The following is a 25,777-nucleotide window of genomic DNA, read 5'->3' as shown; positions in this document are numbered from 1 at the left end:
CGGCCTCAGCCGGAGGTACCGGGCAGCCCCTAGGGGACGGGTTCAGGAGCTCCGCCGGCGGGTGAGCTTCGCCACGCGCTCCCCCAGGCCCCACTGGGTGACCCGCCACAGGGCCTCGACCACGATGTCCTTGCTCATCTTGCTGTCGCCGAGCTCGCGCTCCACGAAGGTGATGGGCACCTCCACCACGCGGAAGCCCTTGCGGACCGCCCGGCGCGCCAGGTCGACCTGGAAGCAGTAGCCGGCCGAGGCGACCTCGTCCAGGCCGAGCCCCTCCAGGGTCTCCCGGCGGAAGGCGCGGAAGCCGCCGGTGACGTCCCTGATCGGGACGTCCAGCATCAGCCGGGAGTAGGTGGAACCGCCGCGGGAGAGGAACTCGCGGCTCTTGGGCCAGTTCACGACGCGGCCGCCCGGCACCCAGCGCGAGCCGAGGACGAGGTCCGCGCCGGCCAGCGCGGTGAGCAGACGGGGCAGCTCCTCCGGCTGGTGGGAGCCGTCGGCGTCCATCTCCACGAGGACCCCGTAGCCGTGCTCCAGGCCCCAGGCGAAGCCCGCCAGGTAGGCGGCGCCGAGCCCCTCCTTGCCCTTGCGGTGCAGGACGTGCACGTGGTCGTCCCCGGCCGCCAGCTCGTCGGCGAGCTTGCCGGTGCCGTCGGGGCTGTTGTCGTCCGCGACCAGCACGTGCGCCGCGGGGACCGCCTCGCGGACCCGGCCCACGATCCTGCCGATGTTCTCCGCCTCGTTGTAGGTCGGAATGATCACCAGCGTGGTGCCGAGCGGACCGAAGGTCCGCTGTCCGCCGTTGCTCACCGGTTCCCCTTGGGTGTCTTTCGTCCAGTCGGTCCTCTGCGGCCCGGACCTCGTCCGGCACGTCACAGCAGGATGATTTTAGAACAGCGATCGGGGCCCGGCGGTCCTTCGGTCCGGACCGGGGCCCGCTGGCTGCGGACCGCCGTGACCGTTGTCTACTGGACCGCCGGGCCCGATCCGGGGCCACCGCCGCCCCGGTGAAACCTTCCCTCGCTCCCGAGGCACGGGCGCGCTGGGCGGACGGCTCCCTCCGGTCCGGCGTCCTGCCGGTGGACCCGGGCGAACCTATCCGGGCCGGGCCGCCGGGGCCGAGCCGATGGCGGCGGGATCACCCCTGTGGCCGTACGAATACCTCCCGGCCGCCCACGACCGTCTTCAGGCACACGGGCAGCTCCGCGCCCGGGCTCAGGTCCGGCAGCCCCGGGGTCCCGGAACGGGGGTCGGTGGACCAGCGGGCCACCCGGTCGTCGGGCGCCTGGACCAGCAGCGCGCCGGTCTGCCAGACCGCGTAGTCGGCGGGCGCGCCCGGCACGAGGATGCCCGCGTCGTCCCGGCCCAGCGCCCGCCAGCCGCCCCGGGTGTGGGCGGCGAAGGCCGCCCGTACGGAGATCCGGTGCGCGGGGGTGCGGTGGAAGGCGGCGGCGCGCACGGTGCCCCAGGGGTCGAGCGGGGTCACCGGGGCGTCGGAGCCGAAGGCGAGCGGGACGCCCGCCTTGAGCATCGCCGCGTACGGGTTGAGGGTGCGGGCCCGCTCGGCGCCCAGCCGGTCGGCGTACATGCCGTCCTCGCCGCCCCAGGCGGCGTCGAAGGCGGGCTGCACGGACGCGGTCAGGCCGAGCTCCGCGAAGGCGGCGATGGTGGCGGGGGTCATCATCTCGGCGTGCTCGACGCGGTGCCGGGCGGCCCGGATCCGGTCCGGGCCCACCGTGTCGGCGGCCGCGCGGACGCCCTCGACGACGGCGGTGACGGCGGCGTCGCCGATGGCGTGGAACCCGGCCTGGAGGCCCGCCTCGGTACAGGCGGCCACGTGCGCGGCGACCTCGGCGGCGTCCAGGTAGCCGGTGCCGGTGTGCGCGGCGTCGGCGTACGGGGCGTGCAGGCAGGCGGTGTGCGAGCCCAGGGCGCCGTCCACGAAGAGGTCGCCGGCGGCGCCGACCGCGCCGAGCTCGCGGGCCAGGTCCAGGTCGCGGTCGGCCCAGTAGCCGTGGACGCGCGGGCCGGGGTGTTCCGCGGCCAGGGCCAGTAGGCCGGCGAAGTCCTCCGGGGAGGAGATCTCGGGCCCGCCGCACTCGTGCACGGAGCCGATGCCGAGGGAGACGGCCCGGTCCAGGGCGGCCCGCTGCGCCTCGGCGCGCTGGGCCGGGGTGAGGGCGGCCAGGGCGGCCCGGCGCACGGCGTGGTGGTCGTCCTTGGTGAGCGGCTCGTCGTCGCCGTGCGGGTGGACGCCGGGGACCAGGTCCAGGAGGGCCGTGGTGACCACCGCCGAGTGGACGTCGACGCGGCTCAGGTAGAGCGGGCGGCCGCCGGTGGCCTCGTCGAGCTCGGAGCGGCGCGGGGCGCGGCGCTCGGGCCAGCGGGCGGCGTCCCAGCCGTGGCCGAGGAGGACCCGGTCGGCGGGGCGGCGCGCGGCGTACGCCCGGACGAGGTCCAGGGCTTCGGTGAGGGAGCGGGCGGTGGTGAGGTCCAGGCCGGTGAGGGCGAGGCCGGTGGAGGTGGCGTGGACGTGCGCGTCGGTGAAGGCGGGGGTGACGAGCGCCCCTTCGAGGTCGACGACCTCGTCCACGCCCTGCGCGAAGGCGTCGGCGGCGCCCTCGGAGCCCACCCAGGCGATGTGGCCGCGTTCGACGACCATCGCCGTGGCGAAGGGGTCGGCGGGGCTGTGCACCTCTCCTCCGCGCAGGAGGACGGTGCGGGCGGGCGCGTCGGCGCCCGGGGCGGGGGCGGTGCGGTCGGTCATGGGGACCAGTCTCGCCCCTGGGCCGGGCGGGCCCGAATCAGACCCTGGGCGGACGGGCCTCGTAGGGGGTGCTGAGGACCACTGTGGTGCGGGTGGAGACGTGGGCCAGGGCCCGCAGGCGGCCCAGGAGGTCTTCCAGTTCCAGGGGGGTGGCCACGCGGACCTTGAGGATGTAGTTCTCGTCCCCGGCGACGCTGTGGCAGGCCTCGATCTCGGGTACGCCCGCCAGCCGCTCGGCGATGTCGTCCGGCGCGCTCGGGTCGAACGGCTTGACCGAGATGAAGGCCGTGAGGGGGAGCCCGACGGCCTCGGGGTCCACGACGGCCGCGTAGCCGCGGATCACTCCGCGCTGTTCCAGGCGGCGTACTCGCTGGTGGACGGCCGACGTGGACAGTCCGGTGGCCTTGCCGAGGTCCGTGTAGCTCATCCGCCCGTCCCGCACGAGCAGATCCACGATCTGGCGGTCCAGCTCCTCCATTGCGCTCATAGCCGCTCAACCTAAGGCCCAGGACCGCTCCAGGCACAGCGGTGTCCACGCGGAAGTGGCACCTGCGGCGGGCATGTGACCAATGCCACAGGCGTGTACGGGCGTACATCCCGCTCTCGTGGTTACCCGTGCCGCTCGACGGGAAGTGCTTGCTGTGGCCGTGGCCGAAGAACCATGCCCGCCCGGCCCACCCAAGGGGGAGTACATCCATGCCGAACACCCAGCGCGCCGGTCGCACCGAACCGGAGCCCCTGGAACCGCTCGCCGCCGAGTACGCGGAGGACGACGACTACCTCGAAGCCGTCGACTCCGAGGGCTTCGAGATCCACCACGCGGTCTGCCCCGACTGCGGGCAGTCGATCGCCCTCGTCGCGGACGAGGAGCACCTCCCGGAGCACGCCCTGTGCCTGACCCCGTGGAACCCGTTCGGGCTCACGGTGTGCGCGGGTACGGGCCGGCCGGTGGCGGACGCGCTGGCGACGGTGGGGCTGCTCCAGTCGGAGCAGCCCGAGCTGGAGGCCGTCGTGCACCTCACGCTGCCGCAGGGCCTGGACTGGCGGACGCAGCCCTTCTCGCACGTCGGCGGTCCGGGCTCGCGTCCGGTGCGGCCGGCGGCGGCCGCCGCGCCGCCGCTGAAGGGCCAGCACGCGCAGGCGGCCTGAGCTCCGCTACCAGTAGGTCCCCTGCACCATGGCGGCGAGGCTCGCGTGGTGCAGGATCAGGCCGTCCGGGTCGGCGGGGACCTCGACCTCCCCGAAGTACGCCTGCCGGTAGGCGATGCGCAGCATCACGATGCCGTGCCGCAGGGCGGCGTAGAGGGTGTGGAACTCCATGTCCCGCGGGGTGTGCCCGGTGAGCTCGGCGTACCGGCGTTCCAGGTCCTCGCGGCGCAGGAAGTCCGGCAGGCCGACCTGGCCGAAGCCCTCGGTCAGGTCCTGGAAGAAGCGGTGCAGGTAGACCGTCCAGCCGAGGTCGACCTCGCGCGGGGCGCAGGCGGCCATCTCCCAGTCGAGGACCGCCGCCGGCCGGAAGCCGTCGTAGACGACGTTGCCGATGCGGGCGTCCCCCCAGTTGAGGACGGGGTCGCCCTCGTCGGCGGGCCAGAGTTCCTCCAGCCGGTCGAAGGCGCGTTCCAGGAGGGGCGAGCGGGCCAGGCCGTCCACGACCCACGCGTAGTAGGCGCGCTGGGCCTCGACGTGGCGGCGCAGCGGGCTGCCCGCGCCCTGCGGCAGCAGGAACGAGGCCTCCTTCGCCGGGAACTGGTCGTGCAGGCGGGCGAGGAGGGAGATGCTCTCCTCCTGGAGCTCGGCGCGTTCGGCGTCGGTCGCGGAGTGCAGCCAGTTGCCCTCGTAGGTGTACGGCATGACGTCGGGCGGTACGCGGCCCTCGGCGCGGGCCATCACGAAGAACGGCGCGCCCAGCGGGCGGGGGTCCTCTTCCAGCCAGAGCACGCGCGGGACGGGGAGGTCGGTGTGCTCGGCGACCAGGGCCATCACGCGGTGCTGGCGGGGCATGTCGTAGGCGGGGAAGACGGTGTAGGCGGCCGGGTCGGCGGCCAGGCGCAGGGCGCAGGCGCGGACGGGGGCGTCGGGGTGCTCGATGTCGAAGAGCAGGGTCTCGCTGGACATGCCGTTGGAGCCGGGCACCGAGGTGCCGGTGACCTTCGCTCCGGGGAGGCGGTGGTCGAGCCAGGCCGTGAGGCGTTGGCCGAGTTCCCCGGGCTCGCGGGTGGAGGTGCGGGGGCGCGGTGCCGTCATGGTCGTACTCCTCTCCGGTCGGGGCCGGTCAGGGGGCTACCGAGGTGTAGTCGGCGAAGCCGCTGGGGTCGTGGCGGCCGAAGCTGCCGTGCTCGAAGATCCCGTGGCCGGTGCGGCCGTCGAGGGTGAAGCGGGCCGAGTGGTCGGTGACCCCGAAGGCGGCCGTGGGGTGGGCGCCGGGGTCGGAGAGGTCGTAGGCGCGCCGGTCGGTCCAGCCGCGGCCCTGCCAGCTGCCGTGCTGCCAGTCGGCGGCGGGCGGGTATCCGGCCCCGACGGCCAGCGGGGAGGAGTTCAGGATCTCCACGCCGAGTTCGAGGGGCTTGCGGGAGGGGTCGGTGAGGTGGACCACGGCCCGTTCGGGGTGGCGGGTGCCGGGGCGGTAGCGGATCTCGGTGTGGGGCCAGCCGAGCTGGACGTCGTGGCGGCCGCTGTCCTCGGGGAAGACCTGGACGGCCTCGCTGAGGGTGCGGTGGCCGTCGGCGTCCTCCTGGGCGACGACCATGACGAAGCGGTCCTCGAAGCGGACGGGGATCCAGAGCCAGTGGAAGCCCTCGGGGCGCATCTCGTCGGCGGCGCGGCCGCCGTCCTCGCCGGGTAGGGGGCGCACGCCCCAGCTGCGGTCGCGGGTGCCGGTCCACTCCCCCGGCGTCAGGGTGAACTCCTCGCCGCGGGCCCTGATGGTGCCGCCGACGCCGCCGGCCTGGACGAAGCGGCGGCCCTCCAGCAGGAGGCGGTCGCCGCGCCGCTGGACGTGGTGGGGTTCCCAGACGGCGGGGAACTCCGCGGTCCAGGTGATCTCGTACGAGAGCCCCCGCGGGTCCGCCGGGTCGGGGTCGCAGCGCAGGGTGAGCCGCTTGAGGGGGACGTCGACGGTGATCGACAGGGGGCCGACGGAGAGGTTCATGCGGTCGTCGGTGAGGGCGTCGGAGGCGCGGACGGCGAGGAGCTCGTCGCCGAGGCGCAGGGTGGCGTAGGCGTCGATCACCCCGGCGTTGGGGTAGACGCCGAGGCCGAGGATGAGGACGGCGCGGCCGGCGTGGTCGAAGACGTGGAAGATGCAGCGGTCGTAGGCGTTGCGGTCGCCCGTGACCAGGTGCTTCATCGAGAGCGGGGCCTGGTGGACGGGGTACTCGTCGAGGGGCACGGGACGGTCGGCGGGCATGGCGAACCTCCTGGGCGCGGGTACCGGCGCGGCGCCGGCCGAGCGGATATGACGGTACGTCAGATATCGCGGTCGCGACCAGGGTTGTGGCACACCCTGACAGCCCGGCACTCCTGGCCACCGCCGGCCGGCGCCCGCCGCTCGTGGGACGGCTCGAACGGATGGGCGCGGGCGGGGAGGGGTTACCCGTCCGCCGGGTCCGGCGTTGGCCCTGCATGACCACCCTGGAGACGCCGTCGCCGAGAGCGGGGCACAGGCGGCGCCCCACACCGCCGGGTTACGAAGAATCGGTTCAGCAGGCCGCCGCGCAGCCCGCGCGCGAGCAGCCCCGGCCGGGCCCGCCGGGCTTCCGCGGCCAGCCCGACCCGCCGATCTACACGGCCCTGCTCGCCCTCTGGGCCGCCGACGGCCGCACCCTGCCGGGCCGGCGCGACCCGGACTGGTCGCGGATCGCCTCCGCCCCCATCTGGCCGTCCGGCCCGCTCTTCGGCTGAGGGAACGCCGGAGGGGCCGCCCCGGCTCCCCGCCGGTGCGGCCCCTCCGTCGACGTCAGCGGGTCTCGGGGCCGGCCAGGTGGCGGGCGATGACCATCCGCTGGATCTGGTTCGTGCCCTCCACGATCTGGAGCACCTTCGCCTCGCGCATCAGCCGCTCCACCGGGAAGTCCGCGGTGTAGCCGTAGCCGCCGAGGATCTGCACCGCGTCCGTGGTGACGGCCATCGCCGCGTCCGTGCAGAACAGCTTGGCCATCGCGGCCTGCCGCGAGAAGGGCTTGCCCGCGTCGCGCAGCCGCGCGGCCCCGAGGTAGAGGGCCCGGCCCGCCTCGATCTTGGTGGCCATGTCGGCCAGCATGAAGCGCAGCCCCTGGAAGTCGGCGATCGGGTGCCCGAACTGCTTGCGGCCGAGCGCGTAGGAGACGGCCTCGTCCAGGGCGGCCTGGGCCACGCCGATGGCGCAGGCGGCGATCCCGAGCCGGCCCGCGTCGAGGGCGGCCAGCGCGATGGTGAAGCCCTGCCCCTCCTCGCCGATCCGCCGGGCGTCGGGCACGCGCACGCCGTCGAAGTGCAGCTGGGCGGTGGGCGAGCCCTTCATGCCCATCTTCTTCTCGGGGACGGCGGCCGTCAGGCCCTCCGCGTCCCCGGGCACCAGGAAGGCCGTGATGCCCTTGGGGCCGGGGGCGCCGGTGCGGGCCAGGACGGTGTAGAAGTCGGCGACCCCGCCGTGGGTGATCCAGGCCTTGGTGCCGGTGATCACCCAGTCGTCGCCGTCGCGCACCGCCTTGGTGGTGAGCGAGGCGGCGTCCGAGCCGGAGGCCGGCTCGGAGAGGCAGTAGGCGCCGAGCAGACCGCCGCCGAGCATGTCGGGCAGGTGGGCGGCGCGCTGCTCCTTGGTGCCGTACCCGGCCAGGCCGTGGCAGGCCAGGGAGTGCACGCTGACGCCGAGGCCGACGGTCAGGCGGGCGGCCGCGAGCTCCTCCAGGACCTGGAGGTAGACCTCGTACGGCTGGTCGCCGCCGCCGAACTCGCCCGCGTACGGGAGGCCCAGCAGCCCGGACTCGGAGAGCAGGGTGAAGACCTCGCGCGGGAAGCGCCCGGCGTCCTCCTCCTCGGCGGCCTTGGGGCGGATCTCCCGCTGGGCGATCTCTCGTACGAGCGCGAGGAGGTCCCGGGACTCCTCGGTGGGCAGCTGACGGTCCACCGGCTGCGGGGCGCGGTCGGTCATGGCGGCGCTCTCCTCCCTCGTCGGGCACGGCGGCGACGCGTGAGGTGTGGTACGCGCCGCCGGATCTCGGTGCTTACACAGCCGATGCTGCCCTCCCGGGTCGCGGAAGGGCTCGAACAGCGGCTGCGGCGGCTTGAGTATGCCCGATCAGGCGCTTTACGTCACCGGTACAGGATTGCCATGATCATCCGGGGCGCTCGAAGCCTCCTCGGGGGAGACCGGAGGAGCGGGACATTCGGGGACGAGCTCCTCGATCACCGTGAACGTCGCGCGGAGCTGGCGGACGAGGAGACCTCCCAGCGCGCTCCGGCCGGGACGGCCCTCGGCGCCCGGGGAGCCGATCCAGTCGAGGGTGGCCCCCTCCACCCCGGAGAGCCAGCCGACGAGCGCGAGCCGGGCCAGCGGGGGGACGGTGCGGCGCCCGTACGCCCCCTCGGCGATGGCGGCCAGGAGTTCCTCGCGCACGGCGTCGCGTATCGCGAGCACCTCGGCGTCGGAGCCGACCCCGCCGGTGACGATGGTGCGGTAGGCGGCGTGGTGGTGCTCGGCGTAGTGGAGGTAGCCGTCGACGGTGCGGCGCAGCCGCTGGGCCCCGGGCAGTTCGGGCTCCCCGGTGGCGCGGGCGACGAGCTGGGCGACCGAGTCCTCGACGATGGCGAGGTAGTAGCCGCGTTTGCTCTTGAAGTAGTAGTAGACGAGCCCCTTGGCCACGCCCGCCTGCTGGGCGATGTCGTCCATGGAGAGGGCGTCGTACGGGGTGTCGGCGAACAACTTCCGCCCGACCGCTATGAGTTCGGCTCTGCGGACCTGCGATCGGCCGGTCGCGCCGCGCTGTTGACTATTATTCAAATCCGGCCCTAGCCTCGAAGCCTCGAACTGTCTGCCACAGGATTTCCCGCAGTGTACGGGAGGGACCGCATGGGCAAGGACGGCACGAAGCCCGCCGCCGAAGGCCGGGTCGACTGGAGGAAATCGGCGGCCGTGGCGCTGCCGGCGGTGGCCGCCCTCGGGGCGCTGGCCGTGGTGATGGCCCAGGGCGCGCTCGCCGCGTCCTTCGCCGTCTCGGGGACGAGTTTCCAGGTCTCCTCGTCGAAGCTGAGCAGCAAGGGACTGGCCTCGTACGTGCACACGGACCGCTCCGCCGACGGCACGGGGCATCCGGTGGCGCTCCTGGGGATCGGGGAGGCCACCCTCGGCGACATCTGCCAGTCGGCGAAGGTCGCCACCCCGCTGGGCACGGTGGTGTTCAAGCTGACCGCGGGCGGCCCGGCCGGCGAGGTGACCGCCAGGAACCTCGTCATCGACGGGGAGGACCTCGTCGGGGACGCCACCTTCGGCACCGCGCAGATCGGCCGGGACGCCTCCACCCTGGACCAGGTCGACGGGGTGCGGGGCGAGCCGGGGAAGTTCGGGCTCCAGGCGGGGAACATCGAGGTCGCGGGGGTGCGGTCGCACGCCTGGTCGGCCACGGGCGGCGACTTCCGCCTCCGGGGCCTGCGGCTCGGCGTGAGCCTCGACGGGGCCTCGTGCTTCCCCTAGCCGCTCCCCGGGCGCGGCTGCGGAGCTGGCGGCGGGCGCGCCCGTTCTGGGGCGGACTGCTGCTGGTGCTGGCCGGGGCCGAGCTGCTGCTGGTCCCGCTCTCCCCGCTGTCGGTGCTGGTCAGCCTGGGGCTGGGCGGGATCGCGGCCCTCGGGATCGGGGCCGCGCTGATCGTCGCGGGGCTGTTCCTGTGGTACCTGCCGCAGGCCCGGGCCTACGTCGCGGTCCACGCCCTGCTGCTGTCGGTGCTGTCCTTCGTGGTGACCAACCTGGGCGGCTTCTTCGTCGGCGCCCTGCTGGGGATCGCGGGCGGCGCCCTGGCCTTCGGCTGGACCCCGCGGCCGGAGGGGGCGGAGGAGGGCCCCTACCGCACGGCCTCGGAGGCGGCGGGCCGGGGGGCGGCGGGCCGGGGGGCGCCGGGGGCGGAGCCGGGGCCGTCGCGGGTGCTGGCCGCCGCGCTGCCCGTGGCGCTGCTGGCGGCGCTGGCCGCCGGGGCCCCTCCGGCGCGGGCGGCCGGGGCGGCGGCGGGGCAGGGGCCCCCGGCGGCCCGGACGCCGCCGACGGTGACCACCTCGCTGTTCGCGCCGCGGGGCTTCGCCCTGGCCGGGGTCACCGAGCTGGCGACCGCGGACGGGCCGCGCCGGGTCCTCGTACTGAAGATGGCGGCGGCCTCGCTGCGCGACTACCGGCTGCGCACCCGCGACGGCGGGGAGGAGTACGGGCTGGCGGCCCGGTCGCTGGAGCTGCGCGGGGACGTGACCCTGTACCTGACGCGGTTCAGCGGGTGCATCGAAGGGCTGGTGTGCGTGACGTTCAGCCCGGACGGGCTGCCGGCTCCGCCGGTCATCCCGCCGTTCGTGTTCATGACCCGGGTCAGCGCCGAACAGGCACTGGTCACCTCGGACGTGATCGTCACCGAGGGGCTGCGGCTGGAGGCGTCCTGACCACGCCGGCCGGCGGGTCTACAGCCAGCCGACCTGGGTGACGAACATGGCCACGACGACCACCAGCGTCCAGCCGAGCACGTGCTCCAGCCAGGCGGAGTCCTTGGGGCCGCCGGTGGCGACGAGGCGCCGGGCGCGGGCGGTGAGGGCGGCGGTGTGTGCGGTCATGCCGTCCAATGTGCCAGCGTTCGCCCCATTCGCGGTATATGGCAAGGGTCACACCACCCGACGCGGCCCACGGCGCGGCACGGCGCGACGGGCCGCACGCCGCGGGCCCCGGTCGCCTCCGGAGTGCGGAGGGCGGCCGGGGCCCGGCGGGACGCGCGTCCGGTCAGGTGGTCGTGCGCGGGCGTCCGCCGATCGCCACCATCGCCAGGCCGAGGCACAGGGCGACGACGCCGGTGATGACGTTGCTGACGATGCTGCGGGTGGTGTCCATCGCACCGGCCATGACCCAGGGGGCCACGATGGTCCAGGCGCCGATCGCGACCGCGGTCCAGGCCATCGCGTGCGTACGTTCGTACGCCGATCCCAGGCCGCCCATGCACAGGCAGAAGGCCGCGCCGGCGATGAGGTTGTTGATGGCCAGCGGGCTCAGCGCGCTGAACCCGGCGATCCACGCCGATGCCGCCAGGTAGAGGCCCGTGATCAGGGCCAGTGCCTCCACGGCCTGCGCGGCGGGGGTGGCCGTCACCCGCTCGAACCGAGTCCGCATTTCGGCCAGGTCCGGGTGGTGTTCGATGCTCGAATGGGTGGTCATGGTGGGCTGCCTCCTATGAGAAGCCTTACATGCCCTTTATGCCCAGAATCTGCCGGTTAAGCCATTCGGGGTGGGGGTCTTCCGCGGATCTCTCCGGCCTTCACAGCACCCCGACCTGCCGCAGGGCGGCGATCTGGGCCGCCGTCGGCCGGGCCGGGGCGTAGAGGTAACAGACGCCGCCGCTGCCCGAGACCGTCTTGCCCTCGGCGTTGTGCCGCTTGGTGCGCAGCCAGACGTTCTCCCACTCGCGGCGCTTGTAGACGCGGCGGACGGAGGTGTTGTCCGGGGAGTTGGGGTCGTTGGCGACGACGTCCCCGGCGGCGGTGAAGCCGATCACGGTCATCAGGTGGCCGGCGGTGCCGTAGCCCGCGCCGGTCAGCTCCTCGCGCCGGAAGGACTGGGAGGTGATGGCCGGGATGCCGGCGGCCACCAGGGTCTCCAGGTCGGTGAGGGAGCGGAGCCGGGTGACCACGCCGGCGAGGTCGCGGTAGGTGGCGGCGTAGGCGGCGTTGAAGGGCCAGTTGCCGCAGCCCTTGTAGGCGGCGTCGTAGGTGGAGCGGGCGGCGTGGCAGACCTGCGGGTCGGCGTACTCCGGATCGACCCAGGCCAGGGCGGAGGCACTGGGCTTGCGGCCCCAGTACTCGATGATCATCTGGGAGGAGGTGGGGCTGCACCAGGCCTCGCCGCCGTTGTCGTACTGCGGGTACTGCCCGGTGTGCACCTCCTGGGAGTAGCGCGGGACGTTCAGCTCGTGCGCCCGGCCCGAGGGGGCGGCGGCCGGCACGGTGAACCGGTCGGGGACGGCGGAGGCCATCGCCCCGGCCAGCCACACCGTGGGTCCTCCGGAGGCGCCGGGCCTGCGGTACAGGGTCAGCCGCAGCTGCCAGTGCGTGATGCGTACGCCGGCCGCCGCGGCCGGGGCGTCGACGGCCAGGGTGTCGGTCGACACGGCGGTGCGGCCGTCGCCCTGGCCGTCCATGGAGGTGCGGCGGATGTCCCCGTCGCCGGCCGCCCAGCGGCCCATCACGTACCAGGGGCCGACCGTGCCGTCGGGGTAGGTGACGCGCAGCTCGGTCTGGATCCAGCTGCCGGCCGGGGTGCGTGCGTTCCAGGAGGCGATGGCCTCGGTGGCGGGGACGGTGGAGCGGTGCACCGGGGAGGTCCAGACGGCGTACTCCCAGGCGGACTTCCGGCCGGTGTGCGGGTCGGTGTAGTCGGTGCGGCCGGCCGGCGCCCCGATCTCCAGACCGGGGCGGGCGCCGTCGACGGCGACGGTGCCGCGGTGGGTGCCGGCCCGCCAGTGGGCGTGGGTGTACCAGAAGCGGTTGTCCACGGTGGGGGGTGCGGCGGTGCCGTGTGCCGCGGGGGCGGGGGCGGAGTCGGGCGCGCCGTCGCCGGTGGCGGCGGACGCTCGGCCTCCGGTGGGCAGGGCGGTGGCGGTGGCGGCGGCGAGGGCTGCGGCGAGCAGGGCCCTGCGTGGGGTTCGTGCGGTCATCGGCGTGTGCCCCCGGGAGGTCGGTACGGCGGATCGTCCCGCCCACCCTTCCAGTTCCCGGGGGCGGGGCGGTGAAGCGCGCGCCCGTGTCGGGGGCGGGGCCGGGAGGTGGGGGCGGGGCATACGCTGGGGCCGTGGAACGACAGGGGTCACTGGAGCCGCTCGCGCGGGCGCTCGCCGCGCTGCCGCCGTCCCTGGGGGCCGTCCGGGTCGTCGGGATCGACGGGCACGCCGGCAGCGGCAAGAGCACCTTCGCCGACCGGCTCGCCGAAGCCCTCGGCGGAGCCCCCGTGCTGCACCTCGACGACGTGGCCACGCACACGGAGCTCTTCGACTGGTGGGCGCGGCTGAACGCCCAGGTGCTGGAGCCCCTCGCCGCCGGGCGGCCCGCGCACTGGGCCCCGTACGACTGGGCCGGGCGCCGCTTCGGCCCCGAGCGGGTGCTCGCGCCGGCTCCGGTGCTGCTCGTCGAGGGGGTCGGGGCCGGGCGGCGGGCGCTGCGCCCGCACCTGGCGCGGCTGCTGTGGATGGAGACCCCCCGTGAGACCTCCTGGGGGCGGGGACGGACGCGGGACGGGCGCGAACTCTCCGATTTCTGGGACGGATGGGAGCGCGCCGAGCTCGCGCACTTCTCGGACGACCCTTCGCGCCCCTTCGCGGACACCTTGGTACACCAGAGTGGTACGGGATACGAGTGGACTTCCGGGGCTTCTGCGACCCGTGGAACGCCCTCCGCGCTCACCGAGGGTGACGGGCTCCCCCGGGCCTGAGCCCGTCCGCTCGACACACGCCGGAGGGCTTCCCCGACCCGCTTGACCCGGGCCCGGATGCGGCCTTACGTTCTGAATGCGCGGTCTGCGAAGGCCGCCGCAGACGCGGAGCCCCCGGTTGTTCCCCCGTGATCGGGGGCTTCGTTCTGCCCGGAGCCGGTGCCGGCCGGGCGCGGGGCGCGCCGGTCCACCCACCCTTCCTCACCCTGCGTCACGGTACGCCTCCGGGGCACACCTGCGACCCGTGCCCACCGCACCCTGGGTAAGGTGCGTCACCGCAGGTACGATGCAGCCCTGATTTCATCGGCCGGGTGGACAACTCGCGCGCTCGGCGCGCGGGTTGCCGCGTGCCACGGGCAGGCTTGTGGGGGACGTGATGGACTTCGGCATGCCGGGCAGCGCACACGCCCCGGCCGAACTCGCCTGGCTGCGCGGGGTCGACGCCTGCACCATGGGCGCCTACCCGCAGGCCGAGGAGGAGTTCCGCACCGCCGTCAGCCTGGATCCCACGATGGCCGACGCCTGGCTGGGGCTGCACGCGCTGCGCGTGGACACCACCAACGCCTTATTGCGCATGTACGCCCACCGGGACCGCTTCGGCGAGCAGCGCACCCGGCACCGGCGGACCCTGAACTCCTGGTACTGGCTGGGCTGGTGGGTCCAGCCGGTACTGGAGAGCCGGCGGGACCTGCTGCTGGCGCACGCCTCGCACTGGCTGGACGGCCGCCACGTCCCCGAGCTGGACCAGGCCCTGGCGGCGCTGCCGCCGGTGGACACCGATCCGCAGGTGCGGTTCCTGCACGCCTGCCGGGCCTACCTGGTCAAGGACTGGGAGCAGCTCGTACGGCACACCGAGCCGCTGGTGCACGATCCGCTGCTCGGCATCGAGGCGGGGCTCTTCGGCGGGATGGCCCGGGTCCGGCTGGAGATGTACGGGCAGGCGGAGCCGATGCTGTCGGCGGCGCTGATGCGCTGCCGCAGCGAGCAGCCCCAGCGCAAGGAGCTGCGGTACTGGCTGGCCCGGGCCCGCGAGGGCACCGGGCGCAGCGCGGCGGCCCTGCCGCTGTACCGGGCCGTGCACCGGGTGGACCCGGCGTTCATGGACACGGCGGCGCGGCTGACGGCCATCGAGGACAGCGACGATTTCGACGGGATGGCGGACGCCGCCGGCTACGCCGGATACGGGGGCCACCTGTCCGAGGGCTTCGCCGGCCACGGGCTCTCCCCGGCCGGCGGGGACTACACGGCGGTGGCGCTGGGCGGCGGCGGGCCGGTACAGGACGTGGCCCCGGACGGGCAGGTGGACCCCGACCCGCCGACGCCGGGCGAGCCGCCGGACCCCCGCTTCGGGCCGGCGGCCGGGACGGGCCGGCTGGAGGGCGTACGGCACAAGGTGACCTTCCCCGCGCAGGGCGCCCCCGTCGGGCTGCCCGCCGGGCCGGCCGACCCGCGGGCGCTGGCGGAGGCGCTCGCGGAGCTGGAGCGGATGGTGGGCCTGGAGCCGGTGAAGCGGCAGGTGAAGGCCCTCTCGGCGCAGCTCCACATGGCCGGGCTGCGGGCGGCGCAGGGGCTCCCGGTACAGCCGCCGAAGCGCCACTTCGTCTTCTCGGGGCCCTCGGGGACGGGCAAGACCACGGTGGCCCGGATCCTGGGGCGGGTCTTCTACGCGCTGGGCCTGCTGGGCGGCGACCATCTGGTGGAGGCGCAACGGGCCGATCTCGTGGGTGAGTTCCTCGGGCAGACGGCGGTCAAGGCGAACGAGCTGATCGACTCGGCGATCGGCGGGGTGCTCTTCGTCGACGAGGCGTACAGCCTGTCCAACTCGGGCTACAGCAAGGGCGACGCGTACGGGGACGAGGCCCTCCAGGTGCTGCTCAAACGCGCGGAGGACAACCGGGACCACCTGGTGGTGATCCTGGCGGGCTATCCGGCGGGCATGGACCGGCTGCTGGCGGCCAACCCGGGGCTGTCCTCGCGGTTCACGACCCGGGTGGACTTCCCGAGCTACCGGCCGGCGGAACTGACCGCGATCGGCGGGGTGCTGGCCGACGCGAACGGGGACCTCTGGGACGAGGAGGCCCTGGAGGAGCTGCGCAGCATCAGCGGGCACGTGGTGGAGCAGGGCTGGATCGACGAGCTCGGCAACGGGCGCTTCCTGCGCACCCTGTACGAGAAGAGCTGCGCCTACCGGGACCTGCGGCTGTCGGGCTTCGCCGGGGACCCCTCGCGGGAGGACCTGGCGACGCTGCGGCTCGCGGACCTGATGCAGGCGTACGGGGAGGTCCTGTCGGGGCGGGGACCCCAGGAGCGGCCGGAGCCGCCGCTGTAGCCCGCCGCGGCCGGCCGGGTCCTCAGGGGGTCCGGGGGCCGGCGCGGACGACGGCCTGGTCGCCGCGGGGGCCGAACAGGTGCAGGACCTCCGCCGCCGTGCCGTCGGCCGGGCCGAACCAGTGCGGGCGCGCGGTGTCGAACTCGGCCACCTCGCCCGGGCGGAGGACGATCTCCTCGTCCCCGAGGAGCAGCCGCACCACGCCCGCGAGGACGTAGAACCACTCGTAGCCCTCGTGGGTGACGAGTTTCGGCTCGCGGGGGGTGAGGACCTGCTTGAACACCTGGATCCGGCCCGGGTAGCGGGTCAGCGGCACGATGACGCGGCCGTGCGTGCGCAGGGGCTCCAGGTGGACCCGGGGGTCGCCGGTGGGCGGGGCGCCGACCAGGTGGTCGAGGGCGACGTGGTGGGCCTTGGCGAGCGGGAGGAGCAGCTCCAGGGTGGGGCGGCGTTTGCCGGACTCCAGGCGGGAGAGGGTGCTCACCGAGATCCCGGTGGTGGCGGCGAGGGCCTCCAGGGTGAGGCCGCGGTCGCGGCGCAGGGTGCGGAGGCGGGGGCCGATGGCGTCGAGTACCGCTTCCGTGTCCGGGTCCACGGAACCATTGTGCCGGGTGGCCTCGCGGTGCCGGGGGCCGCTGCGCGGGCTGAGGTCCCCTACCCGCCCTTCCACCGTTCCCCGGGCGTTGCCCGGACCCGTTGCGCTCAAACGCCGCGCGGGCTGGAATTTCGCTGTGCGAAATCCAGCCCCGCCGGCGTTTGAGCCCCCGGCAGCGGTGCTCAGGCGGTCAGGGCTGCCGCCCGGCGGCGGGCCGGGACGCGGTGGGCGGGGTCGCGGACCTCGCCGACCAGCATTTCCAGGACGTCCTCCAGGGCCACCAGGCCCAGGACGCGTCCCGCCGGGTCGGCCACCTGTGCCAGGTGGGTGGCGTCGCGCCGCATGACGCTGAGGGCGTCGTCCAGCGGCAGCGTCGAGCACAGGGTGGTCATCCGGCGCCACACCCGTTGGGGTACGGCCCGCTCGCGGTCCTCCAGGTCCAGGACGTCCTTGACGTGGAGGTAGCCCATGAAGGCACCGCTGTCGGAGCGGACCGGGAAGCGCGAGTAGCCGGTGCGCACGGTCAGCTGCTCGATCTGGCGGGGGGTGACGGCCGGGCCGACGGTGACGAGCCGGCCCGGGGCCAGCAGGACGTCGGTGACCGGGCGGCTGCCCAGTTCCAGGGCGTCCTCCAGGCGCTCCTGCTCGACCGGTTCGAGGAGCCCGGCCTGCCGGGAGTCCTCGACGAGTCGGCCGAGCTGGGCGCTGGTGTAGACGGCCTCGACCTCGTCCTTGGGCTCCACCTTGAAGAGCCGCAGGACCAGCGCGGCGCAGGCGCCCAGGGCGGTGGTGACCGGCCCGCAGACGCGGGCGAAGGCCACCAGGCCGGGGCTGAACCACAGGGCGGTCTTCTCGGGGGCGGCCATGGCGAGGTTCTTGGGGACCATCTCGCCGATGACCAGGTGGAGGAAGACCACCGCGGCCAGTGCGAAGGCGTAGCCCAGGGGGTGGACCAGGCCCTCGGGCACGTGCACCGCCTCGAAGACGGGCTCCAGTAGCCGGGCCACGGTGGGCTCGGCGACCGCGCCGAGGGTGAGGGAGCACAGGGTGATGCCGAACTGGGCGGCGGCCATCATCCGCGGCAGGTTCTCCAGGCCGTACAGCACCTGGCGGGCCCGCTTGGAGCCGGCGGCGAGGGGCTCGATCTGGCTGCGGCGTACGGAGACGAGCGCGAACTCGGCGCCGACGAAGAAACCGTTGGCCAGGACCAGGAGCAGGGCGAAGAGGAGCTGGAGGGCGTTCATCGGGCGGCGCCTTCCAGCTGCTGCTCGCCGCGCTGCCGCCCGGCGGTGCGGGCGGGCTGCGGGAGGGTCTCGGCGGGGGCCTGCGGCAGCGCCGTCAGACGGACCAGCCGGACCCGTTCGGCGCGGTTGCGCCGGACCTGGCGGACGGACAGCTTCCAGCCGGGCAGCTCCGCCCGGTCGCCGGGGGCGGGGATCCGGCCCAGGAGGTCGGCGACGAGGCCGGCGACGGTCTCGTACGGGCCCTCGGGCACCTCCAGGCCTATCCGGCGCAGGGTGTGCACGCGGCAGCTGCCGTCGGCCTCCCAGGAGGGGCGGCCGTCCTCGGCGGGCATGACCGCCAGTTCGGGGCTGTCGGCCTCGGCGAGGTCGTGCTCGTCGCGGACCTCGCCGACGAGTTCCTCCACGATGTCCTCCAGGGTGACCACGCCCGCCGTGCCGCCGTACTCGTCGACGACCACGGCCATGGGCTGTTCGCTGCGCAGCCGCTCCAGGAGCGGCTGGACCGGCAGGGAGCCGGGCACCAGCAGCGGGGCGACGCAGATCCGGCCGACGGTCGTGCGGGCGCGCTCGGACTCGCGCACGGCGAGGGCGTCCTTGAGGTGGACGACCCCGGTGATCTCGTCGATGCGTTCGCGGTAGACCGGGAAGCGGGACAGGCCGGTGGCGCGGGTCAGGTTGAGCACGTCGGCCGCGGTGGCCGAGTCCTGGAGGGCGCTGACCTTCACGCGGGGGGTCATGACGTGCTGGGCGGTGAGCTCGCCCAGCGAGAGGGTCCGTACGAAGAGGTCGGCGGTGTCCTGTTCGAGGGCGCCGGCCTGGGCCGAATGGCGGACCAGGGAGACCAGTTCGCCGGGGGTGCGGGCCGAGGCCATCTCCTCGGCGGGCTCGACGCCGAGCGCCCGCACGAGGCGGTTCGCGACGGCGTTGAGGCCGGCGATGACGGGCCGCAGGGCCCGGGAGAAGGTCTGCTGCGGGCCGGCCACGAACCGGGCGACCTGGAGCGGCTTGGAGACGGCCCAGTTCTTCGGGACGAGCTCGCCGACGACCATCTGGACGGCGGAGGCGAGCAGCATGCCGATGAGGACGGCGGCTCCGGGGACGGCCCCGTCGGGCAGGCCGGTCGCGGCGAGCGGCTTCGACAGCAGCACGGCGAGGGCCGGTTCGGCGAGCATGCCGACGACGAGGGAGGTGATGGTGATGCCGAGCTGGGTGCCGGAGAGCTGGAAGGACAGCTCCCGCAGGGCTTCGACCACCGTGCGGGCACGGCGGTCACCGTCGGCTGCGGCCTGTTCGGCCTCGGGCTTCTCCACCGTGACGAGGCCGAACTCGGCCGCCACGAAGAAACCGTTGGCGAGGATCAGGGCGAAGGCCGCTACGAGAAGGAGTAGCGGAATGGTCATGCCGCCGCCTCCACGGGGAGGGCGGCGCGGGTACTACCGGACGATCCGTCCATTGCTGGAAGGAGTCACTCCTCTGGTCGCAGGTGCCCACGGGCCACGGGGTCCCGGGGCGGGTGGGTGGGCGCTGTGGTGCGCCGCCCCACCAGGGTAGTCATTGAGATCGTCGCCGCAATGGGACGCAGCGGCCGGTGCGGCGGGCTCAGTGGCCGGCGCCGCCGGTCCCGCGGGTCTCGGCGAGGGCGCGCAGGGCGCGGGCGTCGCCGATGGCGCGCGCCCTGGCGATGCCGGGCTGGATGCCCAGGGCGGGCAGGCTGGTGCCGTCGCTGAGGTCGAGGAACACCCACGGGTCGCCGGGGCGGAGGTTGACGCGCAGGATCTGCGCCCACTCCAGGCGGCGGGTGGTGGTGAGGTTGACCACGGTGACCCCGGCCTCGTCCGCGACCACCTTGGGGCGGCTGAGCAGGACGAGGACGGAGGACAGGAGGACGGCGGTGACGACGAAGCTGGCGCGCTCGCCGGGGCTGAGGTTCTCCAGCAGCAGCGCGATCGCCGTGATGGTGGCGAACATGACGGCGCCGACGCCCAGCAGCACCGCCCGGGTGCGGTTCGGCCGGAAGGTGACCGGCAGTGCGGGCGGTGCGGGCTGGGCGGCGGACTCGGTCATGGTGCGGTGATGCCTTCTGGGACGGGCCGGCCGGTCAGAGGCGGCAGGCGTGGATCGAGGTGGTGAGGATCGCGCGCGCGCCGAGCTCGTACAGGTCGTCCATGATCCGCTGGGCGTCCTTGGCGGGGACCATGGCGCGGACCGCGACCCAGCCCTCGTTGTGGAGCGGGGAGACCGTAGGCGACTCCAGGCCCGGGGTGAGGGCGACCGCGCGCTCCAGGTGCTCGGCGCGGCAGTCGTAGTCCATCATCACGTAGCTGCGGGCCACCAGGACGCCCTGGAGGCGGCGCAGGAACTGGGCGACCTTCGGGTCGTCGCCGTCGGCGCCGGTGCGGCGGATGACGGTCGCCTCGGACTTGAGGATCGGCTCGCCGATGACCTCCAGGCCGGCGTTGCGCAGGCTGGTGCCGGTCTCGACGACGTCGGCGATGATCTGCGCGACGCCGAGTTCGATGGCGGTCTCGACGGCGCCGTCCAGGTGGACGACGGAGGCGTCGACGCCGAGGTCGGCGAGGTGCTTGGCGACGATGCCCTCGTAGGAGGTGGCGATCGTCATCCCGCCGAAGTCCTCGGGGCCCTTCGCGGTGCCGGGCTTGGTGGCGTAGCGGAAGGTGGAGCGGCCGAAGTTCAGCGGGAGGATCTCCTCGGCGTTGGCTCCGGAGTCCAGCAGCAGGTCGCGGCCGGTGATGCCGATGTCGAGCTTGCCCGACGCGACGTAGATCGCGATGTCCTTCGGGCGGAGGTAGAAGAACTCGACCTCGTTGTCGGGGTCGACCGTGACGAGTTCCTTGGACTCCTTGCGCTGGCGGTAGCCGGCCTCATGGAGCATCTCCGACGCCGGTCCGGAGAGCGAACCCTTGTTGGGGACGGCGATGCGCAGCATGGGGCTTCCTTCTGTGCTGGGTGTGTACGGGGTGGGTGGGCGGGGGCCCGTGGCCGACGGAGAGCTCCGGCCTAGAGGTGGGAGTAGACGTCGTCGAGGGAGATCCCGCGCGCGACCATCATCACCTGGACGTGGTAGAGCAGCTGGGAGATCTCCTCGGCGGCGGCTTCCTTGCCCTCGTACTCGGCGGCCATCCAGACCTCGGCGGCCTCCTCGACGATCTTCTTGCCGATGGCATGGACGCCCTTGCCGACGAGCTCGGCGGTACGGGAGGTGCTGGGGTCGCCGTCGGCGGCCTTGAGCTGGAGCTCGGAGAAGAGCTCTTCAAAGGTCTTGTTCGCCATGATGCCCTTAGGGTACGGGTTCACCCGGGGCCCCCGGTGCCAGGGTTCACTCCGTGGACTACCGCCAGGGTTCGCTGACGGTGCGGAGGGTCATGGCGGTGGAGACGGCGGCGGTGACCGCTTCGTGGCCCTTGTCCTCGTTCGAGCCCTCCAGGCCCGCACGGTCCAGCGCCTGCTCGTCGTTGTCGCAGGTCAGGACGCCGAAGCCGACGGGGACCCCGGTGTCGATCGACACCTGGACCAGGCCCTGGGTGACGCCCTGGCAGACGTAGTCGAAGTGCGGGGTGCCGCCGCGGATGACCACGCCGAGGGCGACGATGGCGTCGTAGCCGCGTCCGGCGAGCACCTTGGCCACGACGGGGAGCTCGAAGCTGCCCGGGACGCGCAGCAGGGTGGGCTCGTCGATGCCCAGCTCGTGCAGGGCCCGCAGGGCGCCGTCGACCAGGCCGTCCATGACCTTCTCGTGCCACTGGGCCGCGATGACGGCCACCCGGAGGTCGCCGCAGTTCTTCACGCTCAGTACGGGTGCGCCCTTGCCGCTCACAGCTCTGCTCCTCGGGGGTGCCGGTGGGTACCGGGTTGACGGGTGTGGTGCGTGGTGGGTGGTGCTTGTGGTGCGTGGTGCGTGGTGCTTGTGGTGCCTGGTTACTGGTTGCCGCAGGCGGAGGTGGGTACGGCCCCCTCCAGCCAGGGGAGGTCGTGGCCCATGCGGTCCCGCTTGGTGCGCAGGTACCGCAGGTTGTGCTCGCCCGCCTGGACGGGCATGGGCTCACGGCCGGCGACGGAGATGCCGTGGTCCTCCAGCGCGGCGGCCTTGTCGGGGTTGTTGGTCATCAGCCGGACGGTGCGCACGCCCAGGTCGGCGAGGATCTGGGCACCGGCGCCGTAGTCGCGGGCGTCGGCGGGCAGGCCGAGTTCCAGGTTGGCGTCCAGGGTGTCGCGGCCGCGCTCCTGGAGCTCGTAGGCGCGCATCTTGGACAGCAGTCCGATGCCGCGTCCCTCGTGTCCGCGCAGGTAGACGATGACCCCGCGGCCCTCGGCCTGGACGCGGGCCATGGCGGCCTGCAGCTGGGGGCCGCAGTCGCAGCGCTGGGACTGGAAGATGTCGCCGGTCAGGCACTCGGAGTGCATCCGGACGAGGACGTCCCGGCCGTCGCCGATCTCCCCGTGGACGAGGGCGACGTGCTCGACGCCGTCGACCGTGGAGCGGTAGCCGTACGCCGTGAACTCGCCGGCGGCGGTCGGCAGGCTGACCTCGGCCTCGCGGCGGACGGTGGGCTCGGCGGAGCGGCGGTAGGCGATCAGGTCCTCGATGGAGATGATCGTCAGGCCGTGCTTGCGGGCGAAGGGGATCAGCTCGGGCAGCCGCAGCATGACCCCGTCCTCGCCGGCGATCTCCACGATGGCGCCGGCCGGGCGCAGGCCCGCGAGGCGGGCGAGGTCGACGGCGGCCTCGGTGTGGCCGTTGCGGACCAGGACGCCGCCGGGCTTGGCGCGCAGCGGGAAGACGTGGCCGGGGCGGACGAAGTCGCCGGGCTCGGAGGTGCCGTTGGCCAGCAGCCGCAGGGTGGTGGCGCGGTCGGCGGCGGAGATGCCGGTGGTGACGCCGTGGGCGGCGCTCGCGTCGACGGAGACGGTGAAGGCGGTCTTCATCGACTCGGTGTTGTGCTGGACCATCTGCGGGAGTTCCAGCCGGTCGAGCTCGGCGCCCTCCATCGGCGCGCAGATCAGGCCCCGGCACTCGCTCATCATGAACGCGACGATCTCGGGGGTGGCCTTCTCGGCGGCGATGACGAGGTCGCCCTCGTTCTCGCGGTCCTCGTCGTCGACGACGACCACGGGGCGGCCGGCGGCGATGTCGCGGATGGCCTGCTCGACGGGGTCGAGGCGGAAGGACTCCTCGGCGTCGGAGTCGGCCGGGTCGGGCACGGGCGTGAGGAGGGGGGTCATGCCGTTGCTCCTTCGAGGGCCGGGGCGGGGTTGGTGCGGGAGCGCTGGTACCAGTCGTAGGCACCCCAGAGCACGAGCGCTCCGTAGATCACGTAGACGAACGCGGAGAAGGCGTAGCCGCTGGTGAAGGCGAGGGGGACGCCGACGGCGTCGACGAGCAGCCAGGCGAACCAGAACTCGACCAGGCCCTTGGCCTGGGCGTACATGGCGACGATGGTGCCGACGAAGATGTAGGCGTCCGGCAGCGGGTTCCAGGACATCCACGGGTAGAGGGTGAACAGCCCGGTGACGGCGAGGGTGCCGACGGCGGCGGCGCCGAGCAGCAGGCCGCGCTCGCGCCAGGTGGCGAAGCGGACGGCGAGGGAGGCGTCCTGGGCCTGCCGCTTGCCGCGGGTCCACTGGGCCCAGCCCCACAGGGCGACCAGCATGACGACGACCTGCTTGCCGGCGTTGCCGGAGAGGTGGCCGGCGGCGAAGGCCACGAAGAGGATGGCGCCCGAGAGGAACTGGGTCGGCCAGGTCCATATGGAGCGCTTCCAGCCGAGGGCGAGGGCGATCAGGCCCATGGTGTTGCCGATGGCGTCGGACCAGATGATCTTCTGGCCGAAGGCGGTGAAGGCCTCGGAGTTCAGCCAGGTCAGGGCGCTCACTTCTGCGCCTCCTCGGCGTGCAGCGGGTTCACGCCGGCGGCGAGCAGGCGCTCGACGTACTTGGCGAGGACGTCGACCTCCAGGTTGACCGGGTCGCCGGGCTGCTTGATGCCCAGGGTGGTCAGCGCCAGGGTGGTGGGGATGAGGCTGATGGTGAAGTAGTCGGCGGCGGCCTCGACGACGGTGAGGCTGACGCCGTCGACCGTGATGGAGCCCTTCTCCACGACGTAGCGGGCGAGCGGGGCCGGGAGCGCGATCTTGACGAGCTCCCAGTGCTCGGAGGGGGTGCGGGAGAGGATCCGGCCGGTGCCGTCGACGTGGCCCTGGACCAGGTGTCCGCCGAGGCGGCCGCCGAGGGCCATGGGGCGCTCCAGGTTGACCCGGGAGCCCGCGCCGAGCGCGCCGAGGCTGGAGCGGTCGAGGGTCTCCTGCATGACGTCGGCGGTGAACTCGCCGTCGGCGGTCTCCACGACGGTCAGGCAGACGCCGTTGACGGCGATCGAGTCGCCGTGCTTGGCGCCCTCGGTCACGACCGGTCCGCGCAGGCGGAAGCGGGAGGCCTCGGCGAGCTGCTCGACGGCGGTGACCTCGCCCAGTTCTTCGACGATTCCGGTGAACACTCAGTGCTCCTTGGGGGCGTTGGCGGGAACGGCGGTGATGCGCAGATCGGTGCCGCTGCGGACGGCCTCGGTGATGTCGAGGCGTACGGCGTGGGCGATGTTCGTGATGCCGGCGCCGCCGAGGGCGGCGGGGCCGGCGCCGAGGAGGGCCGGGGCGATGTAGCCGACGACGCGGTCGACGGCGCCGGCCTCCAGGAAGGCTCCGGCGAGGGTGGGTCCGCCTTCGAGGAGGACGGAGCGCACCCCGCGGGCGTACAGCTCGGTGAGCAGGCGGCGGAGGGGGACGCGGCCGTCATGCAGGGGCAGCCGCAGGACGTCGGTGCCGGGCAGGTGGCGGGTGTCGGCGTCCTCGCCGGTGACGATCAGGGTGGGGGCCGCGTCGTCGAGGACGCGGGCCGTGGCGGGCAGCCCGGCGCGGGTGTCGAGGGCGACGCGCAGCGGCTGGACGGCCCCCTCGATCCCCCGTACGGCCAGGTGGGGGTCGTCGGCGCGCAGGGTGCCGCCGCCGACGAGGACGGCGTCGGCCTCGGCGCGCAGCCGGTGGACGTCGGCGCGGGACTCGGCGGAGGTGATCCAGCGGCTGCTGCCGTCCTCGGCGGCGCTGCGGCCGTCGAGGGTGGCGGCGTACTTCCAGGTGACGTGGGGGCGGCCGAGGCGGACGGAGGTGAGCCAGGCGGTGTTGCCCTGCTCGGCCTCGTCGGCGAGGAGGCCTGCCTCGGTGGCGACCCCGGCGGCGCGCAGGGTGGCTCCGCCGCCGCTGGCCTGCGGGTTCGGGTCGGAGACGGCGTAGACGACGCGGGCGATCCCGGCGTCGATCAGCGCCTGTGCGCAGGGGCCCGTGCGGCCGGTGTGGTTGCAGGGTTCGAGGGTGACGTAGGCGGTGGCGCCGCGGGCGGCGTCTCCCGCGTCGCGCAGGGCGTGGACCTCGGCGTGCGGGCCGCCGGCCCGCTGGTGCCAGCCCTCGCCGACGACGGCGCCCGCGGGGTCGGTGATGACGCAGCCGACGACGGGGTTGGGGCTGGTGGAGCCGAGTCCGCGGGAGGCCAGCTCGATGGCCCGGCGCATCGCGGTGATGCTCGGGTCGGGTGCTGCCTGCGCGGCGTGTGTCGCCACCGGGTCCTCCTGCCTCATCGGGCACGGACTCCGGGGCCTGTCGGGATACGACAGATGAAGCGGGAAAGCGCACGCGGGGACGCCGGGGAGCCGGAAAACACGGTCCGTCCGACACGTATCCCTGGGGATACGCCGGTGGACCGCCGACGGCGGCGTACCGGTGACTGCCCGCCGCGCACTGCCTCCCATCCGGACTTTAACCGTCGGTCCAGGAATTTCACCTGGTCAACCGGCCGCTGGCTGCGGACGGGTCGCGGACTATACCGCCGGTTCGGAATTACACCGACCCCGGAGTGCGCTGCTACTGGTACTAGGGCCAGTGTGCCACGGGGGATCGGCGGCCATGCGGGTGAACCGCTGTGGCCTGGCTCACAAGAATGCCGTCCTTGAGCGCTCCTCCGGCGCCGGCGGTGCGACGGCCGCGCCGGGTCCGAGGTTGGTCCAGACCTATTGACGGGTTGGTCTAGTCCTCTTAACGTTCCCTTCATCTTCCCGGGAGCCGGCCTGCCGACGTGCGCACGTCACGGGCCAACCAGCGCCACACCTCCGCCTGTTGCCGCAATGGGCCCTGCCATCCTCCCC

At 73.9% G+C, this 25,777-nt stretch carries 27 protein-coding genes and 1 riboswitch; of the genes, 6 read left to right on the top strand and 21 right to left on the bottom strand.

All coding sequences use genetic code 11. The annotated features are described in order from the left end of the window. Nucleotides 1-42: 42 nt before the first annotated feature. The 3 genes from ACZ5NJ_RS28335 to ACZ5NJ_RS28325 all read right to left on the bottom strand — a co-directional run bounded on the left by ACZ5NJ_RS28335 (nucleotide 43) and on the right by ACZ5NJ_RS28325 (nucleotide 3,245). A complete protein-coding gene (locus ACZ5NJ_RS28335) occupies nucleotides 43-810 on the bottom strand; it encodes a polyprenol monophosphomannose synthase (RefSeq protein ID WP_468768346.1) in 768 nt (255 codons plus the stop codon). Nucleotides 811-1,138: 328 nt separating this feature from the next. After that, nucleotides 1,139-2,767, bottom strand: coding sequence for an amidohydrolase (locus ACZ5NJ_RS28330; protein WP_468768344.1), 1,629 nt, complete (start codon nucleotides 2,765-2,767; stop codon nucleotides 1,139-1,141). Nucleotides 2,768-2,804: 37 nt separating this feature from the next. Beyond that, the gene (locus ACZ5NJ_RS28325; protein ID WP_030240692.1) at nucleotides 2,805-3,245 is read right to left on the bottom strand and encodes an Lrp/AsnC family transcriptional regulator; all 441 of its coding nucleotides are present in this window, start codon (nucleotides 3,243-3,245) and stop codon (nucleotides 2,805-2,807) included. A gap of 218 nt (nucleotides 3,246-3,463) precedes the next feature. On the opposite strand from ACZ5NJ_RS28325, the gene ACZ5NJ_RS28320 reads away from it, so the two are divergent. Next, nucleotides 3,464-3,916, top strand: coding sequence for a hypothetical protein (locus tag ACZ5NJ_RS28320; protein ID WP_468768343.1), 453 nt, complete (start codon nucleotides 3,464-3,466; stop codon nucleotides 3,914-3,916). Nucleotides 3,917-3,922: 6 nt separating this feature from the next. Here ACZ5NJ_RS28320 and ACZ5NJ_RS28315 read toward each other — a convergent pair whose 3' ends face one another. Next, complete coding sequence (locus ACZ5NJ_RS28315; RefSeq protein ID WP_468768342.1) at nucleotides 3,923-5,011, bottom strand: phosphotransferase family protein; 1,089 nt, start codon at nucleotides 5,009-5,011, stop codon at nucleotides 3,923-3,925. Nucleotides 5,012-5,039: 28 nt separating this feature from the next. Next, nucleotides 5,040-6,173: an Rv3169 family protein gene (locus tag ACZ5NJ_RS28310; protein ID WP_468768340.1), complete on the bottom strand. Its 1,134-nt coding sequence runs from the start codon at nucleotides 6,171-6,173 to the stop codon at nucleotides 5,040-5,042. A 215-nt stretch (nucleotides 6,174-6,388) separates the two neighbouring features. Here ACZ5NJ_RS28310 and ACZ5NJ_RS28305 point away from each other — a divergent pair, with 215 nt between their 5' ends. Next, on the top strand, nucleotides 6,389-6,667 hold the full coding sequence (locus ACZ5NJ_RS28305; RefSeq protein ID WP_468768339.1) for a hypothetical protein: 279 nt from the start codon (nucleotides 6,389-6,391) through the stop codon (nucleotides 6,665-6,667). A 55-nt stretch (nucleotides 6,668-6,722) separates the two neighbouring features. Here the strand turns inward: ACZ5NJ_RS28305 and ACZ5NJ_RS28300 are convergent, their stop codons facing one another. Both ACZ5NJ_RS28300 and ACZ5NJ_RS28295 read right to left on the bottom strand, forming a co-directional pair. Beyond that, on the bottom strand, nucleotides 6,723-7,895 hold the full coding sequence (locus ACZ5NJ_RS28300) for an acyl-CoA dehydrogenase family protein (protein WP_468768337.1): 1,173 nt from the start codon (nucleotides 7,893-7,895) through the stop codon (nucleotides 6,723-6,725). A gap of 156 nt (nucleotides 7,896-8,051) precedes the next feature. Next, nucleotides 8,052-8,744 (bottom strand): TetR/AcrR family transcriptional regulator, encoded by a 693-nt coding sequence (locus ACZ5NJ_RS28295; protein ID WP_468768336.1) that lies wholly within the window; start codon nucleotides 8,742-8,744, stop codon nucleotides 8,052-8,054. Between the two features lie 69 nt (nucleotides 8,745-8,813). On the opposite strand from ACZ5NJ_RS28295, the gene ACZ5NJ_RS28290 reads away from it, so the two are divergent. Next, on the top strand, nucleotides 8,814-9,434 hold the full coding sequence (locus tag ACZ5NJ_RS28290; protein WP_468768335.1) for a DUF6230 family protein: 621 nt from the start codon (nucleotides 8,814-8,816) through the stop codon (nucleotides 9,432-9,434). Next, nucleotides 9,422-10,378 carry a DUF6114 domain-containing protein gene (locus ACZ5NJ_RS28285; RefSeq protein ID WP_468768334.1) on the top strand — a complete coding sequence of 319 codons (957 nt, stop codon included), beginning with the start codon at nucleotides 9,422-9,424 and terminating at the stop codon, nucleotides 10,376-10,378. The genes ACZ5NJ_RS28290 and ACZ5NJ_RS28285 overlap by 13 nt, the downstream gene beginning before the upstream one ends. An 18-nt stretch (nucleotides 10,379-10,396) precedes the next feature. Here the strand turns inward: ACZ5NJ_RS28285 and ACZ5NJ_RS28280 are convergent, their stop codons facing one another. The 3 genes from ACZ5NJ_RS28280 to ACZ5NJ_RS28270 form a co-directional block, all read right to left on the bottom strand. Continuing rightward, nucleotides 10,397-10,546, bottom strand: coding sequence for an SCO1431 family membrane protein (locus tag ACZ5NJ_RS28280; protein WP_468768332.1), 150 nt, complete (start codon nucleotides 10,544-10,546; stop codon nucleotides 10,397-10,399). A gap of 163 nt (nucleotides 10,547-10,709) precedes the next feature. Further along, the gene (locus ACZ5NJ_RS28275) at nucleotides 10,710-11,138 is read right to left on the bottom strand and encodes an SPW repeat protein (protein ID WP_468768330.1); all 429 of its coding nucleotides are present in this window, start codon (nucleotides 11,136-11,138) and stop codon (nucleotides 10,710-10,712) included. A gap of 100 nt (nucleotides 11,139-11,238) precedes the next feature. Continuing rightward, entirely contained in the window at nucleotides 11,239-12,633 is a 1,395-nt protein-coding gene (locus tag ACZ5NJ_RS28270) for a peptidase C39 family protein (RefSeq protein WP_468768329.1), read from the bottom strand. A gap of 134 nt (nucleotides 12,634-12,767) precedes the next feature. Here ACZ5NJ_RS28270 and ACZ5NJ_RS28265 point away from each other — a divergent pair, with 134 nt between their 5' ends. Then, nucleotides 12,768-13,403, top strand: coding sequence for a uridine kinase family protein (locus ACZ5NJ_RS28265; RefSeq protein WP_468768327.1), 636 nt, complete (start codon nucleotides 12,768-12,770; stop codon nucleotides 13,401-13,403). Nucleotides 13,404-13,779: 376 nt separating this feature from the next. Then, entirely contained in the window at nucleotides 13,780-15,732 is a 1,953-nt protein-coding gene (locus ACZ5NJ_RS28260) for an AAA family ATPase (RefSeq protein ID WP_468768325.1), read from the top strand. A 22-nt stretch (nucleotides 15,733-15,754) separates the two neighbouring features. Here ACZ5NJ_RS28260 and ACZ5NJ_RS28255 read toward each other — a convergent pair whose 3' ends face one another. The 11 genes from ACZ5NJ_RS28255 to ribD all read right to left on the bottom strand — a co-directional run bounded on the left by ACZ5NJ_RS28255 (nucleotide 15,755) and on the right by ribD (nucleotide 25,213). After that, nucleotides 15,755-16,327, bottom strand: coding sequence for a helix-turn-helix domain-containing protein (locus ACZ5NJ_RS28255; RefSeq protein ID WP_468768323.1), 573 nt, complete (start codon nucleotides 16,325-16,327; stop codon nucleotides 15,755-15,757). A 182-nt stretch (nucleotides 16,328-16,509) separates the two neighbouring features. Continuing rightward, the gene (locus ACZ5NJ_RS28250) at nucleotides 16,510-17,571 is read right to left on the bottom strand and encodes a hemolysin family protein (protein WP_468768322.1); all 1,062 of its coding nucleotides are present in this window, start codon (nucleotides 17,569-17,571) and stop codon (nucleotides 16,510-16,512) included. Then, nucleotides 17,568-18,971 carry a hemolysin family protein gene (locus tag ACZ5NJ_RS28245; protein WP_468768321.1) on the bottom strand — a complete coding sequence of 468 codons (1,404 nt, stop codon included), beginning with the start codon at nucleotides 18,969-18,971 and terminating at the stop codon, nucleotides 17,568-17,570. Before ACZ5NJ_RS28245 ends, ACZ5NJ_RS28250 begins: the two co-directional genes overlap by 4 nt. 199 nt (nucleotides 18,972-19,170) lie before the next feature. Then, complete coding sequence (locus ACZ5NJ_RS28240; protein ID WP_468768319.1) at nucleotides 19,171-19,635, bottom strand: PH domain-containing protein; 465 nt, start codon at nucleotides 19,633-19,635, stop codon at nucleotides 19,171-19,173. A gap of 34 nt (nucleotides 19,636-19,669) precedes the next feature. Continuing rightward, complete coding sequence (hisG, locus tag ACZ5NJ_RS28235; protein WP_395508623.1) at nucleotides 19,670-20,518, bottom strand: ATP phosphoribosyltransferase; 849 nt, start codon at nucleotides 20,516-20,518, stop codon at nucleotides 19,670-19,672. 71 nt (nucleotides 20,519-20,589) lie between these two features. Then, on the bottom strand, nucleotides 20,590-20,862 hold the full coding sequence (locus ACZ5NJ_RS28230; RefSeq protein ID WP_344159636.1) for a phosphoribosyl-ATP diphosphatase: 273 nt from the start codon (nucleotides 20,860-20,862) through the stop codon (nucleotides 20,590-20,592). Nucleotides 20,863-20,920: 58 nt separating this feature from the next. Further along, complete coding sequence (ribH, locus tag ACZ5NJ_RS28225) at nucleotides 20,921-21,406, bottom strand: 6,7-dimethyl-8-ribityllumazine synthase (RefSeq protein ID WP_042817356.1); 486 nt, start codon at nucleotides 21,404-21,406, stop codon at nucleotides 20,921-20,923. Nucleotides 21,407-21,507: 101 nt separating this feature from the next. Then, nucleotides 21,508-22,812: a bifunctional 3,4-dihydroxy-2-butanone-4-phosphate synthase/GTP cyclohydrolase II gene (locus ACZ5NJ_RS28220; RefSeq protein ID WP_468768317.1), complete on the bottom strand. Its 1,305-nt coding sequence runs from the start codon at nucleotides 22,810-22,812 to the stop codon at nucleotides 21,508-21,510. Next, nucleotides 22,809-23,462 (bottom strand): nicotinamide mononucleotide transporter family protein, encoded by a 654-nt coding sequence (locus tag ACZ5NJ_RS28215; protein WP_468768315.1) that lies wholly within the window; start codon nucleotides 23,460-23,462, stop codon nucleotides 22,809-22,811. The genes ACZ5NJ_RS28220 and ACZ5NJ_RS28215 overlap by 4 nt, the downstream gene beginning before the upstream one ends. Then, complete coding sequence (locus tag ACZ5NJ_RS28210; RefSeq protein ID WP_468768313.1) at nucleotides 23,459-24,082, bottom strand: riboflavin synthase; 624 nt, start codon at nucleotides 24,080-24,082, stop codon at nucleotides 23,459-23,461. The genes ACZ5NJ_RS28215 and ACZ5NJ_RS28210 overlap by 4 nt, the downstream gene beginning before the upstream one ends. Then, a complete protein-coding gene (gene ribD / locus ACZ5NJ_RS28205; protein ID WP_468768312.1) occupies nucleotides 24,083-25,213 on the bottom strand; it encodes a bifunctional diaminohydroxyphosphoribosylaminopyrimidine deaminase/5-amino-6-(5-phosphoribosylamino)uracil reductase RibD in 1,131 nt (376 codons plus the stop codon). 153 nt (nucleotides 25,214-25,366) lie between these two features. Further along, a riboswitch (FMN riboswitch) is annotated at nucleotides 25,367-25,496 on the bottom strand. Between the last annotated feature and the right edge of the window lie 281 nt (nucleotides 25,497-25,777).

Source organism: Streptomyces sp. NPDC032091, assembly GCF_055580265.1.
This window is presented reverse-complemented; position numbering and strand designations above follow the sequence as displayed.

Excerpts from the sequence above, each read along its gene's own strand:
- ACZ5NJ_RS28330 (WP_468768344.1), bottom strand. The coding sequence starts at position 2,767 with ATGACCGACCGCACCGCCCCCGCCCCGGGCGCCGACGCGCCCGCCCGC.
- ACZ5NJ_RS28325 (WP_030240692.1), bottom strand. The coding sequence starts at position 3,245 with ATGGAGGAGCTGGACCGCCAGATCGTGGATCTGCTCGTGCGGGACGGG.
- ACZ5NJ_RS28320 (WP_468768343.1), top strand. The coding sequence starts at position 3,464 with ATGCCGAACACCCAGCGCGCCGGTCGCACCGAACCGGAGCCCCTGGAA.
- ACZ5NJ_RS28315 (WP_468768342.1), bottom strand. The coding sequence starts at position 5,011 with ATGACGGCACCGCGCCCCCGCACCTCCACCCGCGAGCCCGGGGAACTC.
- ACZ5NJ_RS28310 (WP_468768340.1), bottom strand. The coding sequence starts at position 6,173 with ATGCCCGCCGACCGTCCCGTGCCCCTCGACGAGTACCCCGTCCACCAG.
- ACZ5NJ_RS28305 (WP_468768339.1), top strand. The coding sequence starts at position 6,389 with ATGACCACCCTGGAGACGCCGTCGCCGAGAGCGGGGCACAGGCGGCGC.
- ACZ5NJ_RS28300 (WP_468768337.1), bottom strand. The coding sequence starts at position 7,895 with ATGACCGACCGCGCCCCGCAGCCGGTGGACCGTCAGCTGCCCACCGAG.
- ACZ5NJ_RS28290 (WP_468768335.1), top strand. The coding sequence starts at position 8,814 with ATGGGCAAGGACGGCACGAAGCCCGCCGCCGAAGGCCGGGTCGACTGG.
- ACZ5NJ_RS28280 (WP_468768332.1), bottom strand. The coding sequence starts at position 10,546 with ATGACCGCACACACCGCCGCCCTCACCGCCCGCGCCCGGCGCCTCGTC.
- ACZ5NJ_RS28275 (WP_468768330.1), bottom strand. The coding sequence starts at position 11,138 with ATGACCACCCATTCGAGCATCGAACACCACCCGGACCTGGCCGAAATG.
- ACZ5NJ_RS28270 (WP_468768329.1), bottom strand. The coding sequence starts at position 12,633 with ATGACCGCACGAACCCCACGCAGGGCCCTGCTCGCCGCAGCCCTCGCC.
- ACZ5NJ_RS28260 (WP_468768325.1), top strand. The coding sequence starts at position 13,780 with ATGGACTTCGGCATGCCGGGCAGCGCACACGCCCCGGCCGAACTCGCC.
- ACZ5NJ_RS28250 (WP_468768322.1), bottom strand. The coding sequence starts at position 17,571 with ATGAACGCCCTCCAGCTCCTCTTCGCCCTGCTCCTGGTCCTGGCCAAC.
- ACZ5NJ_RS28245 (WP_468768321.1), bottom strand. The coding sequence starts at position 18,971 with ATGACCATTCCGCTACTCCTTCTCGTAGCGGCCTTCGCCCTGATCCTC.
- ACZ5NJ_RS28240 (WP_468768319.1), bottom strand. The coding sequence starts at position 19,635 with ATGACCGAGTCCGCCGCCCAGCCCGCACCGCCCGCACTGCCGGTCACC.
- hisG (WP_395508623.1), bottom strand. The coding sequence starts at position 20,518 with ATGCTGCGCATCGCCGTCCCCAACAAGGGTTCGCTCTCCGGACCGGCG.
- ACZ5NJ_RS28230 (WP_344159636.1), bottom strand. The coding sequence starts at position 20,862 with ATGGCGAACAAGACCTTTGAAGAGCTCTTCTCCGAGCTCCAGCTCAAG.
- ACZ5NJ_RS28220 (WP_468768317.1), bottom strand. The coding sequence starts at position 22,812 with ATGACCCCCCTCCTCACGCCCGTGCCCGACCCGGCCGACTCCGACGCC.
- ribD (WP_468768312.1), bottom strand. The coding sequence starts at position 25,213 with ATGAGGCAGGAGGACCCGGTGGCGACACACGCCGCGCAGGCAGCACCC.